Origin of the sequence: Erwinia sp. Eh17-17 (assembly GCF_039675725.1) — a bacterium.
Classification (GTDB): Bacteria; Pseudomonadota; Gammaproteobacteria; order Enterobacterales; family Enterobacteriaceae; genus Erwinia.
The window spans coordinates 58,313-71,169 of record NZ_JBDFQT010000006.1 but is presented as its reverse complement, the minus strand read 5'-3'; the positions used below and the strand labels follow the sequence as shown (position 1 = coordinate 71,169).

Genomic DNA, 12,857 nt, shown 5'->3' with positions numbered 1-12,857 from the left:
AACTTACTCCAGTTATACAGGTTTGACGCCAGCAGACAGCAGGGCGTGTTCGAATTTATCCAGGAAAACGCCCAGTTCTTCGTTGGTGATCAGCAGGGACGGCAGCAGACGCAGCACGCAGCCGTGACGCCCACCGCGCTCCAGGATCAGACCGTTTTCGAAGCATTTTTTCTGAATCAGTGCAGACAGGTCGCCGTCAGCCGGGTAGCAACCCATGTGATCCGGGGCTTCATTCGGCTTGACCAGCTCAATACCAAGCATCAGGCCCAGACCGCGCACGTGGCCAATAACCGGATAGCGCTTCTGCAGCTCAGCCAGTTTGCCTTTCAGCCACTCGCCCTGCTGCGCCACTTTGGCCGCCACGTCGTTGTCTTTCAGGATCTTCAGCGTGGTCAGACCGGTGGCCATCGCCAGCTGGTTGCCGCGGAAGGTGCCGGTGTGATGGCCAGGAGACCAGGCATCGAACTGCTTCTTGATGCCCAGCACGGCCAGTGGCAGACCGCCGCCGACGGCTTTAGACATCACGATGATATCGGGCTGAATGCCCGCGTGTTCGAAGGCGAAGAATTTGCCGGTACGGGCAAAGCCAGCCTGAACTTCATCGATGATCAGCATAATGCCGTGTTCTTCGGTGACTTTACGGATGCGCTGCAGCCACTCCACCGGAGCCGGGTTTACCCCGCCCTCGCCCTGAACGGCTTCGAGGATCACCGCCGCAGGTTTGCGTACGCCGCTCTCAACGTCGTTGATCAGGTTTTCGAAGTAGTAGGTCAGTGCTTTCACGCCCGCTTCACCGCCAATGCCCAGCGGGCAGCGGTACAGGTGCGGGTAAGGCATAAACTGCACTTCCGGCATCATGCCGTCGACCGCTTCTTTCGGTGACAGGTTACCGGTCACTGACAGCGCGCCGTGCGTCATACCGTGATAGCCGCCGGAGAAGCTGATCACACCGGCACGGCCGGTCACTTTTTTCGCCAGCTTCAGCGCGGCCTCAACGGCGTCGGCACCGGAAGGACCGGTGAACTGCAGGCAGTACTCTTTACCTGCGCCCGGCAGTAAGGAGAGCAGGTATTCTGAGAACTGATCTTTCAACGGCGTTGTCAGGTCTAGAGTATGTAACGGCAAGCCGCTGGTAATGACATTCTGGATGCTCTGTAAAACGTCCGGATGGTTATGTCCAAGCGCCAGCGTTCCCGCGCCGGCAAGGCAATCAAGATATTGATTATTCTCAACATCAGTGATCCAAACACCCTGAGCTTTCGCAATTGCGAACGGCAATTTACGTGGATAGCTCCTTACATTAGATTCAAACTCAGCCTGTCTGGCTAAATAGGTCTCATTGTTTCCATCAAAAGATTTGGCATCTAAAGTATCAATACGGACTTTATCCGTCATCATATCTCTCCTACAACCAGGGGTTTCAATAACGCCGCAGTTGAATTAATTGAATTAAGTTAAAAGTGAGGCCTGCATAAAACGCGGCCAATATATGGCTTTTTAAGTATCTTCTCAATAACTTATTTTATTTAGATTTTCTTACTATTTATCAATGCGTTGATGATTTTTTGCCCGGTAAACCGTTGATATAATGCGACCTGCCGGGGCTGACCGCTACCCGGTCTGGCGCATACGGCTCATCTCTTCGCCGGGCGTGACGCCGAAGTAGCGCTTAAATTCGCGCGAAAACTGCGACGGACTTTCGTAACCGACCTTCATCGCCGCCACGCTGGCCTTCATCCCTTCCTGTAACATCATCATTCGCGCCTGATGTAGCCGGTAACTTTTCAGATACTGCAACGGGGAAGTGCTGGTGACGGCTTTGAAGTTATGGTGAAACGCCGAGACGCTCATATTGGCCTCTGCTGCCAGCAGATCGACGCTCAGATTGTCGGTGAAATGGTGCTCAATACGCCGCAGTGCGCGGGCAATCTGGCTGAACTGCGTCTGACGGCTGACCAGCGCCAGCAGCGCACCGCCGCAGGGCCCCTGTAAGACGTGGTAGAGGATTTCCCGCACGATCTGCGGCCCCAGCACGCGGGCATCGCGCGCATGGCTCATCACGTCCAGCAGTCGCTCAGTGGCGCACAGCATCTCTTCCGTCAGCAGCGCTGAATGAATGCCGCGCGTTTGCGGCTCCGGGCGAAAGCCATCGTCTTCGCCAATATCAAACAGCAGATCCTGTAGCTTGAGCGCATCGACGCGCAGAGAAATTCCCGCCAGCGGCTGTTCCGGGGTGGCAAAGGTTTCACACTCAAACGGCAGCGGTACGGTGAGCATCAGATATTTTGTGGCGTCATACTGAAAGACGCTGTTGCCGAGGTAGCCAGTTTTCTGGCCCTGAAACAGAATAACGATAGCCGGCTGGTACATCACCGGCTGGCGTGACCAGTAGCGGTCTGCGTAAATAAGGCTGATACCCGGCACCGGAGCCAGCTGCCCCTTATCGCCGGTCATCAGGCTGATGACCTGTTGCGCCAGTCGGGCGCAGATTGCCTGTCGATCCATTGTTGATTCCCGCTCGCAGAATGAAACCCGAGGGTATCATCCCCTGAGCCCGGTTATTTCTCCAGCCCTTTGGAGGATCAGGCAAGAAACAGGCAGGAATGTGCATTGAGCAAAGAGCCGTCGATCGCCACAATTAATTTCCCTACTCAGGCCGACGCTACTCTCCAGGAGGAGGATCGATGAATAATTTTGTCTTGCATACGCCCACCCGCATTCTGTTTGGTCAGGGCCAGATCGCCCATCTGGCCGCCGAAATCCCCGCTGACAGCAAAGTGCTGATCACCTTTGGCGGCGGCAGCGTGAAGAAAAACGGCGTGCTGGACCAGGTTTACAGCGCGCTTCAGGGTTTTGAGGTGCAGACGTTCGGCGGTATTGAGCCTAACCCCAGCTATGAAACGCTGATGCAGGCCGTTGAGGTGGTGAAGCGGGAAAACATCACTTTCCTGCTGGCCGTTGGCGGCGGTTCGGTGCTGGACGGCACCAAGTTTATTGCCGCTGCGGCGTGTTATCCGCAGGATCCGTGGCACATTCTGCAAAGCGGGGGCGCGGAGATCCAGCAGGCGCTGCCGGTTGGCTCCGTCCTCACCCTGCCTGCTACCGGCTCAGAATCCAACCGCAGCGCGGTGATCACCCGCCGCTCCACGCACGATAAGCAGGCGTTCCGCAGTCATCACGTCTTCCCGCGCTTTGCGATACTCGACCCGGTGTTTACCTACAGCCTGCCGCCGCGACAGATTGCTAACGGGGTGGTTGATGCGTTCGTGCACACCATTGAGCAGTATCTCACTTATCCGGTGGATGCCCGCGTTCAGGATCGTTTTGCCGAAGGCCTGCTGCTGACGCTGATCGAAGAAGGCCCGAAAGCGCTGGCCGAACCGGAAAATTATGACGTCCGTGCCAATGTAATGTGGAGCGCCACTCTGGCCCTTAACGGCCTGATTGGTGCCGGGGTGCCGCAGGACTGGGCGACACATATGCTCGGCCACGAGCTGACGGCGCTGCACGGGCTGGATCACGCCCAGACGCTGGCGATTGTGCTGCCCTCGCTGATGAACATCAAACGCGACACCAAGCGCGGGAAGCTGTTGCAGTTCGCCGCGCGCGTCTGGGGGCTTACCGAAGGCAGCGAAGAGCAGCGCATCGACGGTGCGATTGCCGCGACCCGGCGTTTCTTCGAACAGATGGGGGTAGCGACGCGCTTCAGCGATTATCAGCTCGACGGTTCCTCGATCCCCGCGCTGCTAAACAAGCTGGAAGAAAAAGGTCTGGTTGCGCTGGGTGAACATCAGGACATCACGCCTGAGGTCAGCCGTCAGATTTATCTGGATGCCCGTTAATCCCCCACTGATATCTGTGTATCTACTAGACTTAGAGCCAACAACCGGTACCCGCGTACCGGTTCATCCGCTGACAAGGAGATAACATGGCAGATCAACCAATCATTAAACTGCACGATGGCAATATGATGCCGCAGCTCGGACTGGGTGTCTGGCAGGCCAGCATTGATGAGGCGCGTGCCGCCGCCGTTACGGCGCTGAAGGTGGGCTACCGTTCCATTGATACGGCAGCCATCTACAAAAATGAGGAGGGCATCGGCCAGGCACTGCAGGAAACCGATGTCGCCCGCGACGATATTTTCGTGACCACCAAGCTGTGGAATGATGACCAGCTTAATGCCCCGCAGGCGCTGGAAACCAGCCTGAAAAAACTTCAGCTGGAAAGCGTGGATCTCTATCTGATGCACTGGCCCTGCCCGGCAAAAGATAATTTTGTCGCCGCATGGAAGGCAATGATTGAGCTGCAAAAACAGGGGCTGACCAAAAGCATTGGCGTCTGTAACTTCAACGAGTCGCATCTGAAGCGTCTGCTGGATGAGACCGGCGTCAGTCCGGTGATCAATCAGGTGGAGCTGCACCCGATGCTGCAACAGCGCACCCTGCATGCCTGGAATGCGCTGCACCAGATCCAGACTGAATCCTGGAGCCCGCTGGCACAGGGTGGGAAAGGGGTGTTCGAGCAGGACGTGATTAAACAGCTGGCGAAGAAATACGACAAAACCCCGGCGCAGATCGTTATTCGCTGGCATCTGGACAGCGGTCTGGTGGTGATCCCGAAATCCGTCACGCCGTCGCGCATTGAGGAAAACTTCAGGGTATTCGATTTCCGGCTACAAAAAACCGAGATCGGTGAGATTGCGGCGCTGGATCAGGGTAACCGGCTGGGGCCAGACCCGGAAGAACTGAATTAATATCGCGTAAAAGTCAAAAAGGGGCGACCGGGAAAAGGTCGCTCCTGCATTTTCTAACCCATCGGCTGTGGCGATGGGTTCACCGCCAGTTGCCCTGCCGTTCCGCGATCCGCCATTTCCAGCATCTGGCTGTAATAGGTGAACGGGAAATGCTCTGAAGACGCCTGGGTAAACGAGACAAACAGCTCCACGTCGCCATCCACCCATACCGTATCTTTCCAGCCGCGATCTTCCGCCATTGGCTGTGCGCCATTGACGTTCTTGATCAGGAACATCACGCCCTGAATATGCAACGCCTGCGGCATGTCCGCATGAATGATCCAGCGCTCGAAGCTGCCCTGCTGTGCCTGCACGTCAATACGCGCCATATCCCACAGCGCGCCGTTAATGCCCGGCATCGAATCGCCTAAGCGGAACTCACGCGTACGGCTGACCGCGCCTTCAATCATCTGATCGGCCAGCAGCCGCATCGGTAAGTTATCCGTCACTAAGGGCAGCAGCCCGGTCGGGCGCAGGTTGAGGATCTGCGTTGAGGTCAGAATGGACGAAGGTTCAAAGAAGCCGCGCAGACGGTCAACAATGCCGGCCGCTTCCCCGGCGGTAATCGATACTTCATTGCCCTGGGACATATCCACCAGAATTTCACGCCGTTCGCCCGGCGCCAGCGACAGCTGGTCTACCGCTACCGGAGCAGGCAGGAAGCCCTGATCGCTGGCAATCACGTTAAACGGGCGGCCATCGCTCATGCGCAGCTGATAGCGGCGGGCATTTGAGGCATTCAGCAGACGCAGACGCACCCAGCCGCGCGACACTTCCAGATACGGGTTCTGCACGCCGTTCACCAGCAGTATGTCACCGACAAAACCTCCGCTGCCCGGCGGGTCATATTCCGGAGCGCCAAAGTTATCCAGGCGCTTATCCTGAATAATCAGCGGGAAATCATCAACGCCGTAGTGATTGGGGATCGGTAATGATTTGCTGACTTCATCCTCGACCAGCCACATGCCCGCCAGGCCGTTATAAACATGCGGCGCCATGCGGTTTGGCGTATTGGCATGATACCAGCAGGTCGCCGCCGCCTGACGAATCGGCATCACCGGGGCCCAGTCAACGCCAGAGGACATCAGGCGCGCCGCGCCGCCCATCAGCACGCCAGGGACCTGCAGGCCACTGACCGTCATCGACACCGGCTCATTCAGACGGTTGCTGTATATCAGCTTAACGTCGTCTCCGTTCCATACGCGCACCGTCGGGCCAAGATAGAGGCCGTTCAGGCCCCACACCGGCACTTTATTACTGCCGTTAAATGACCAGTGGCTGCGTTGCAGCGTGAGAAACAGCGGCTGCCCGCGACGGGATTCGATCAGGGGAGGAACAGGCAGTGGATTTCCCTGCCCGGCAGCGCGGGCGCTGAAAGGTAAAGCAGAAGCACAGAGGGCAATGCCTGAGGCCTGAATAAATTGACGTCGACTGAAGGACATACCCACTCCGTAAGCCAAAAAACGGCCGCCGCAGCGACCCTATTCCATTTTTTATCATTCTGCGCGGGCTGTGTTTCCGCGAGTTGTGCTGCCGCTGACGGCAGACCGTGCGGCCGGAATAACCGGCCACTCCGTTTATTTATAGCTTACCTGACGCTTCGCGCGCGGCAACTTCTGCATTCAGCTCATCCAGTTTTGCTGACATCAGCTCACGGCAGTGTGTCGCCAGCTTGCGCACCGACTGTTCTGCAAACGCCTGGGTATCAACCGGGGGCAGCATTTCAACAATCGCCAGACCGTTTTTCAGCCGGTTCAGTTTAATTTTGCCGTGGGTGTTGGAAACCACGACCGGAATAATCGGTACACCCGCCGCGACCGCCGCATGGAAGGCCCCGGTTTTAAACGGCAGCAGGCCACGGCCCCGGCTGCGCGTGCCTTCCGGGAACATCCAGAAGGAGATTTTTTTGCGCTTAAACTGATCCACCAGCTCGCCAATGGTGCCGTGTGCTTTGGCGCGGTTATCACGGTCAATCAGCAGGTTGCCGGTCAGCCAGTAAAGCAGGCCAAAGAACGGCACCCACAGCAGGCTGCGTTTACCCACGGTCACCGTGGTGGGCTGAACCATTTTGGCTGCGGTGATCATGTCGTAGTTATTCTGGTGGTTACAGATATAAATCGCATTAGGGTAATTTTCAGCGCCCTCAGGCTTACGCAGTTCAACCTTGAGACCAAATACCGGGGCCAGGCGACCAAAAAGATGGCCGAACGTGGCGACATGGCGCGGATCTCGCGGGCTGAATAAACAGTAAATGCAGCCAAACACGCATAAAAATATTGAGTAAATCACCATCGTGAAGATACGGAGAATAGAGAGCATCACAACCTCATTATCACTGGCAGATATCGCGCAGATACCTTCCGCGCGACCCTGAGCTTATTATATTTTTCAACGACACCCCGGCCAGAGGCGCTGTCACTCTCTGACCGGGAGGAGGATTACTCCTCGCTGTCATCCGCTGGCGCAGCACGAACCGGCCCGTCAACATCCACCCGGTCAATGCGCTGCAGGCCGCGCGGTAACAGGGTGCCACGGCGGCCACGCTCCGCACGGAATTTCTGCAGATCGGCCGCTTTGAGCGTCAGCTTACGCTTGCCAACATGCAGCGTGATATCGCTTTGCGGCGTCAGCAGCAGCAGCCACGCCAGCTTGTCTTCACCCGATGCGGCCTGCGCTGACGGGATAGAAACAATTTTATTGCCCTTCCCTTTCGACAGCTGCGGCAGGTCACCTACCGGGAACATCAGCATACGTCCGGCGCTGGTGATCGCCAGCAGCAGGTCGTCGTTGCTGTGGATCGCCATCGGCGTCATGACTTTGGCGTTCTGCGGCAGGGTCAGCAGCGCTTTACCGGCACGGTTACGCGAGATCAGGTCACTGAAGGTACAGACGAAGCCGTAGCCCGCATCGGAAGCCATCAGCAGCTTCTGATCGTCCTCTTCCATCAGCACCTGTTCGATAACGGCACCCGGCGGCGGCGTCAGTTTACCCGTTAGCGGCTCACCCTGGCCACGCGCCGACGGCAGCGTAATGGGATCCAGCGCGTAGCTGCGCCCGGTAGAGTCGATAAAGGCCACCGGCTGGTTGCTCTTGCCGCGCGCGGCAGCACGATAGCTGTCTCCGGCCTTGTAGCTGAGGCCCGTCGGGTCGATATCATGGCCTTTTGCGCTGCGCACCCAGCCGCTTTGTGACAGTACGATAGTCACCGGTTCGGACGGCACCAGCTCGCTTTCGCTGATGGCTTTGGCCTCTTCGCGCTCGCGCAGCGGTGAACGACGATCGTCGCCGTAAGCGTCGCTGTCGGCCTGTAATTCTTTTTTCAGCAGCGTATTCATCTTACGCTCCGAAGCCAGCAGACCTTCCAGATACGCCCGCTCTTTTTCCAATTCGTCCTGCTCACCGCGAATTTTCATCTCTTCCAGTTTGGCGAGATGGCGGAGTTTCAGTTCGAGAATGGCTTCAGCCTGGGTCTCAGAGATGTCGAAACGCGACATCAATACCGGCTTCGGCTCATCCTCGGCGCGGATAATGTGAATCACTTCGTCAATATTGAGGAATGCCACCAGCAAACCGGCCAGGATATGCAGGCGCTTCTGCACTTTTTCCAGGCGGAAGTTCAGGCGGCGACGCACCGTATCACGGCGGAACACCAGCCACTCGCTGAGGATCTCCAGCAGGTTTTTCACCGCCGGACGATTATCCAGGCCGATCATGTTCAGGTTGATACGGTAGCTGCGTTCCAGGTCGGTGGTGGCAAACAGGTGGTTCATCACCTGTTCCATATCCACACGGTTGGAGCGCGGCACGATCACCAGGCGCGTCGGGTTTTCGTGGTTGGATTCATCGCGCAGGTCTTCCACCATCGGCAGCTTTTTGTTGCGCATCTGGGCTGCGATCTGCTCCAGCACGCGCGCCCCGGAAACCTGGTGCGGCAGCGCGGTGATCACCACGTCGCCATCTTCTTTCTTCCACACCGCGCGCATACGCACTGAACCACGGCCGCTCTGGTAAATTTTGCGGATCTCGCTGCGCGGGGTAATGATTTCGGCTTCCGTCGGATAGTCCGGCCCCTGAACGATATCGAGCAGTTCATCAAGGGTGGTTTTCGGGCTGTCGATCAGGGTTATCGCGGCTTTGGCCACTTCGCGCAGGTTGTGCGGAGGAATATCCGTCGCCATACCCACGGCAATACCGGTGGTGCCGTTCAGCAGGATGTTCGGCAGACGTGCCGGCAGCATCGACGGCTCCTGCATGGTGCCGTCAAAGTTAGGAACGTAATCAACGGTGCCCTGGCCGAGTTCCCCCAGCAGCACTTCAGCATATTTCGACAGGCGTGATTCGGTGTAACGCATCGCGGCGAAGGATTTTGGGTCATCCGGTGCCCCCCAGTTCCCCTGACCATCGACCAGCGGGTAACGGTAGGAGAACGGCTGCGCCATCAGCACCATCGCTTCATAGCAGGCGCTGTCGCCGTGCGGATGGTATTTACCCAGCACGTCACCGACGGTACGGGCCGATTTCTTGAACTTGGCGTTATTGCTCAACCCCAGCTCTGACATCGCATAGACAATGCGGCGCTGAACCGGCTTCAGGCCATCGCCGATGTAAGGAAGCGCACGATCCATGATGACGTACATGGAATAGTTAAGGTACGCATTCTCTGTAAAGGTATGCAGGGCAAGGCGCTCTGCACCATCCTGCGTCAGGTCTGTCATTGTTCTCTTTTCCTCACGTCGCGGCGCGTTAAGAACTCCGCATCACACAGCGGTAAGTTTGGCGAGGATAGTACCTTATCTGGTGACGGTCTGTCACAGGGAACGATGGTTATGCCGCAACAACCCGCAAGTCTGCTACCGGGGGCAAGCCCCCGGTGCCGCTTCGGCCTGTTACTTCACCGCCAGCCACTGCTGCACAATCTGCTGATATTCACCGGTGGCTTTGCTCAGGTGCAGCCACTGGTCAACGTACATCTTCCAGCTGATATCATCACGCGGCAGCATCCACGCCTTCTCACCGTACTGCAACGGCTTGTCGGGATTGATGGCACACAGGGACGGATAGCGCTTCTGCTGGTACAGCGCTTCTGACGCGTCGGTGATCATCACGTCGGCTTTTTTATCCACCAGCTGCTGGAAAATGGTCACGTTGTCGTGGAAAAGGGTCAGATCCGCTTTTGGCAGGTACGCATGTACGAAGGCTTCATTGGTGCCGCCCGCCGGTTCAATCAGGCGTACCGACGATTTGTTCATCTGCTCCACCGTGCGGTATTTCTTCTTATCCGCGCAGCGTACCAGCGGGATCTTGCCATCGGTATCCAGCGGGTTGGCAAACCAGGCCGTCTGCTGGCGCTTCAGCGTGACGGAGACGCCGCCCAGCGCCACGTCGCACTGCTTACCGATAAAATCAGGCGTCAGGGTTTTCCAGGTGGTGGGCACCCACTTCACCTCGGCACCCAGGCTTTTTGCCAGCGACTGCACCAGGGAAATATCAATCCCTTCGTAGCTGCCGTCCTGGCGCAGGTAGGTATAGGGTTTGTAATCGCCGGTGGTGCAAACCACCAGCGTTTTGCTTTGCATTGCACGGTCAAGATGCGACTGGGCACTGGCGCTTCCCGCCACCAGCAGAAGGGCCACAGCCCCGATTTTCATCATCATAGTTCTCTCGTTGTTCTTATCAGTGCCGCGTATTGTTGCTTAAAACGCAATAGTATTGTGATTGATACCACATTTTTCTCCGCCCTGTCCTCTCGTACACTCTACGAAATTGCACACAGCCGAGAAAGAATTGATGAGCCAGATTTTAATTATTGATGCCGGTAAAGCCTTCGCCCACTCAAAAGGCGAACTGAACCATACCCTGACGAATGTTGCTGCCAGCTTCCTGCGTGACGCCGGACACCAGGTCGATGTCACCGTGCTGGACGACGGTTACGTGGTGGCCGATGAGATCGAAAAGTACCTCGCCGCCGACACGGTGATTTATCAGATGCCAGGCTGGTGGATGGGCGAACCGTGGACGCTGAAAAAATACATCGATGAAGTCTTCACCGAAGGCCACGGTAAACTGTACGCCAGCGATGGCCGTACCCGCTCTGACGCCGCGAAAAAATATGGTTCCGGCGGCCTGTTGCAGGGTAAAACCTACATGCTTTCGCTGACCTGGAATGCCCCGTTACAGGCGTTCACCGACCCGGAACAGTTCTTTGAAGGCGTGGGCGTTGACGGCGTATATCTGCACTTCCACAAAGCCAATCAGTTCCTCGGTATGGACGGTCTGCCGACCTTTATATGTAACGATGTGATCAAACAACCGGATATTGAGGGTGATATTGCACGCTATCGGACTCATCTGAGCGAGATTTTTGCTTAACTAAAGGCTCACCCATCAAGTATTGCGCGTAATGAGGAAACAGTATGCTGACCGTGATCGCTGAAATCTGTATCAAGCCAGGCCGACGTACTGCTGTTTTACACGCTATTCAGCAGCTGACCCCCACCGTCCTGGAGGAGGAAGGCTGCGGCAGCTATCAGGCGCTGACTGACCACAAGGCCCAGGTGCCGTGGAAGCAGCACTCTCCTGATTCGATCTTTATGGTGGAACATTGGGAGTCGCTGCGCCATCTGGAGCAGCACCAGCAGGCGGGGCATATGGAAATCCATCGTACTGCGATCAAAGACGACGTGGTCGATGTGAAAATCTTCGTACTGGAACCCGCGTTTTAAAACCACCACATTCCCCGTAGGGGCGGACCTTTTGTTTCGGTCCGCCCTGTTTACAGCAGGGTTTTGCTGGCGAACTGCTCGCTGAGATAATCGAGGAAGCAGCGGATACGCGTCGACAGCGTGCTGTTGCGATAGTACACCGCATGGATGGGGTGATACATCTCGCGAGTCTCCGCCTCCAGCACCGGCACCAGCCGACCTTGCGCCACATCTTCACGGCTGAGAAAATCCGACACGCGCGTAATCCCCATTCCGTTCACGGCCAGCTGGCGCAGCGTTTCGCCGCTTGAGGCCATCACCGTCGGCTTAATCTGTAAAAATTCCCCCTCCCCGCGCCACACCGGCCAGATGTTGTGCTGGTCCAGATTGCAGAACCCCAGCAGCCGGTGATTCTCAACCATATCCGCCACGCTCTGAGGCACACCGTGCTCCTTCAGATAACCCGGACTGGCCATCAGCCGCAGCCTGCTGCTGCCCAATGCACGGGCGTGCATGGTGGAGTCACGCAGCTCGCCAATACGGATGGCGATATCCGTCTGCTGTTCCAGCAGATCGATCACCACCTCATCGGTATTCAGCTCCAGCTCAATCAACGGAAAACGCCGCGAGAACTCCGGCATCAGCGGCACGATCACGTGCAGCATAAACGGCGTGGCAGCGTTAACGCGCAGGCGACCGGACGGGATTTCACGCCGCTGGGCGATCTGCTCTTCGGCGGTTTCAACGGAACGGATAATCTGCCGGGCGTGCTCAAGAAAGATCTGCCCTTCTTCGGTCAGCGCGATGCGACGGGTGGTGCGGTGCAGCAGCGTGGTTTGCAGTTTGCTTTCCAGCCGGCTGAGGGCGCGGCTGATGCCAGAGGTAGTCTGGCTGAGCTGCTCTGCGGCGGCAGTGATCGAACCGGTATCGACCACAACAACCCACGCACGAAGCTCTTCAAGGGTGATTTTCAATAGTTCAACCTGTTAGGAAGATGACCCTGCAATTCTAACAGAATCACGACAAGTCCTGGCACAGGTTGACATCTTAATGCGTTGAAGGCTTCACCGGGACTGAATACGGAAAAATCCGTCCGGGCGGCAGCAAAGCAGATGACTGGATTTAAATTTTAGTTTCTGAAGGGGTAAAGAGGACACTGCAGAACGGGCAAAGAAGGTTTTTATTCTTATGAACTCTGGGGGCGCTATGGTCGGCACTTTTACTGCATTTAGGACAGGCGATGGAGATGAGAAAACCGTTGGTTTTAGGTTGTTTTTGATTATAAGCCATAAATAGTTCCTGTGTTGTTTGGAGGCGTATAGTACACCCTCAACGGCATTCCCCTTAATGTTTATTGCTTAAAT

Annotated in this window: 12 protein-coding genes; 4 read left to right on the top strand and 8 right to left on the bottom strand. The window is 56.7% G+C overall.

Annotation, left to right across the window (positions count from 1 at the left end; translation table 11 throughout):
• Positions 1-12 precede the first annotated feature (12 nt).
• Both ABEH87_RS15910 and ABEH87_RS15905 read right to left on the bottom strand, forming a co-directional pair.
• Positions 13-1,398 carry a diaminobutyrate--2-oxoglutarate transaminase gene (locus ABEH87_RS15910; RefSeq protein WP_346577631.1) on the bottom strand — a complete coding sequence of 462 codons (1,386 nt, stop codon included), beginning with the start codon at positions 1,396-1,398 and terminating at the stop codon, positions 13-15.
• Between the two features lie 213 nt (positions 1,399-1,611).
• The gene (locus tag ABEH87_RS15905) at positions 1,612-2,505 is read right to left on the bottom strand and encodes an AraC family transcriptional regulator (protein ID WP_346577629.1); all 894 of its coding nucleotides are present in this window, start codon (positions 2,503-2,505) and stop codon (positions 1,612-1,614) included.
• A gap of 179 nt (positions 2,506-2,684) precedes the next feature.
• On the opposite strand from ABEH87_RS15905, the gene yqhD reads away from it, so the two are divergent.
• Both yqhD and dkgA read left to right on the top strand, forming a co-directional pair.
• Positions 2,685-3,842, top strand: a complete 1,158-nt coding sequence (yqhD, locus tag ABEH87_RS15900) for an alcohol dehydrogenase (protein WP_346577628.1) — start codon at positions 2,685-2,687, stop codon at positions 3,840-3,842.
• Positions 3,843-3,928: 86 nt separating this feature from the next.
• Complete coding sequence (gene dkgA, locus ABEH87_RS15895; protein WP_346577627.1) at positions 3,929-4,753, top strand: 2,5-didehydrogluconate reductase DkgA; 825 nt, start codon at positions 3,929-3,931, stop codon at positions 4,751-4,753.
• Positions 4,754-4,806: 53 nt separating this feature from the next.
• Here dkgA and ftsP read toward each other — a convergent pair whose 3' ends face one another.
• The 4 genes from ftsP to ABEH87_RS15875 all read right to left on the bottom strand — a co-directional run bounded on the left by ftsP (position 4,807) and on the right by ABEH87_RS15875 (position 10,443).
• Positions 4,807-6,234: a cell division protein FtsP gene (gene ftsP, locus ABEH87_RS15890; RefSeq protein WP_346577625.1), complete on the bottom strand. Its 1,428-nt coding sequence runs from the start codon at positions 6,232-6,234 to the stop codon at positions 4,807-4,809.
• 139 nt (positions 6,235-6,373) lie between these two features.
• Positions 6,374-7,111, bottom strand: coding sequence for a 1-acylglycerol-3-phosphate O-acyltransferase (locus tag ABEH87_RS15885; protein ID WP_346577624.1), 738 nt, complete (start codon positions 7,109-7,111; stop codon positions 6,374-6,376).
• A gap of 119 nt (positions 7,112-7,230) precedes the next feature.
• Positions 7,231-9,507, bottom strand: a complete 2,277-nt coding sequence (parC, locus tag ABEH87_RS15880) for a DNA topoisomerase IV subunit A (RefSeq protein ID WP_346577622.1) — start codon at positions 9,505-9,507, stop codon at positions 7,231-7,233.
• 171 nt (positions 9,508-9,678) lie between these two features.
• Positions 9,679-10,443: a transporter substrate-binding domain-containing protein gene (locus ABEH87_RS15875; protein WP_346577895.1), complete on the bottom strand. Its 765-nt coding sequence runs from the start codon at positions 10,441-10,443 to the stop codon at positions 9,679-9,681.
• A 136-nt stretch (positions 10,444-10,579) separates the two neighbouring features.
• On the opposite strand from ABEH87_RS15875, the gene ABEH87_RS15870 reads away from it, so the two are divergent.
• A complete protein-coding gene (locus tag ABEH87_RS15870; RefSeq protein WP_346577620.1) occupies positions 10,580-11,161 on the top strand; it encodes an NAD(P)H-dependent oxidoreductase in 582 nt (193 codons plus the stop codon).
• A 44-nt stretch (positions 11,162-11,205) separates the two neighbouring features.
• Positions 11,206-11,514, top strand: coding sequence for an antibiotic biosynthesis monooxygenase (locus tag ABEH87_RS15865; protein ID WP_346577618.1), 309 nt, complete (start codon positions 11,206-11,208; stop codon positions 11,512-11,514).
• Between the two features lie 50 nt (positions 11,515-11,564).
• Here the strand turns inward: ABEH87_RS15865 and ABEH87_RS15860 are convergent, their stop codons facing one another.
• Positions 11,565-12,467: a LysR substrate-binding domain-containing protein gene (locus tag ABEH87_RS15860; RefSeq protein ID WP_346577617.1), complete on the bottom strand. Its 903-nt coding sequence runs from the start codon at positions 12,465-12,467 to the stop codon at positions 11,565-11,567.
• Positions 12,468-12,615: 148 nt separating this feature from the next.
• Positions 12,616-12,783, bottom strand: coding sequence for a YnfU family zinc-binding protein (locus ABEH87_RS15855; RefSeq protein ID WP_346577615.1), 168 nt, complete (start codon positions 12,781-12,783; stop codon positions 12,616-12,618).
• Positions 12,784-12,857 lie beyond the last annotated feature (74 nt).

Bases quoted from the DNA above. Each gene is read 5' to 3' on its own strand.
- ABEH87_RS15910 (WP_346577631.1), bottom strand. From the start codon at position 1,398: ATGATGACGGATAAAGTCCGTATTGATACTTTAGATGCCAAATCTTTT.
- ABEH87_RS15905 (WP_346577629.1), bottom strand. From the start codon at position 2,505: ATGGATCGACAGGCAATCTGCGCCCGACTGGCGCAACAGGTCATCAGC.
- yqhD (WP_346577628.1), top strand. From the start codon at position 2,685: ATGAATAATTTTGTCTTGCATACGCCCACCCGCATTCTGTTTGGTCAG.
- dkgA (WP_346577627.1), top strand. From the start codon at position 3,929: ATGGCAGATCAACCAATCATTAAACTGCACGATGGCAATATGATGCCG.
- ftsP (WP_346577625.1), bottom strand. From the start codon at position 6,234: ATGTCCTTCAGTCGACGTCAATTTATTCAGGCCTCAGGCATTGCCCTC.
- ABEH87_RS15885 (WP_346577624.1), bottom strand. From the start codon at position 7,111: ATGCTCTCTATTCTCCGTATCTTCACGATGGTGATTTACTCAATATTT.
- parC (WP_346577622.1), bottom strand. From the start codon at position 9,507: ATGACAGACCTGACGCAGGATGGTGCAGAGCGCCTTGCCCTGCATACC.
- ABEH87_RS15875 (WP_346577895.1), bottom strand. From the start codon at position 10,443: ATGATGAAAATCGGGGCTGTGGCCCTTCTGCTGGTGGCGGGAAGCGCC.
- ABEH87_RS15870 (WP_346577620.1), top strand. From the start codon at position 10,580: ATGAGCCAGATTTTAATTATTGATGCCGGTAAAGCCTTCGCCCACTCA.
- ABEH87_RS15865 (WP_346577618.1), top strand. From the start codon at position 11,206: ATGCTGACCGTGATCGCTGAAATCTGTATCAAGCCAGGCCGACGTACT.
- ABEH87_RS15855 (WP_346577615.1), bottom strand. From the start codon at position 12,783: ATGGCTTATAATCAAAAACAACCTAAAACCAACGGTTTTCTCATCTCC.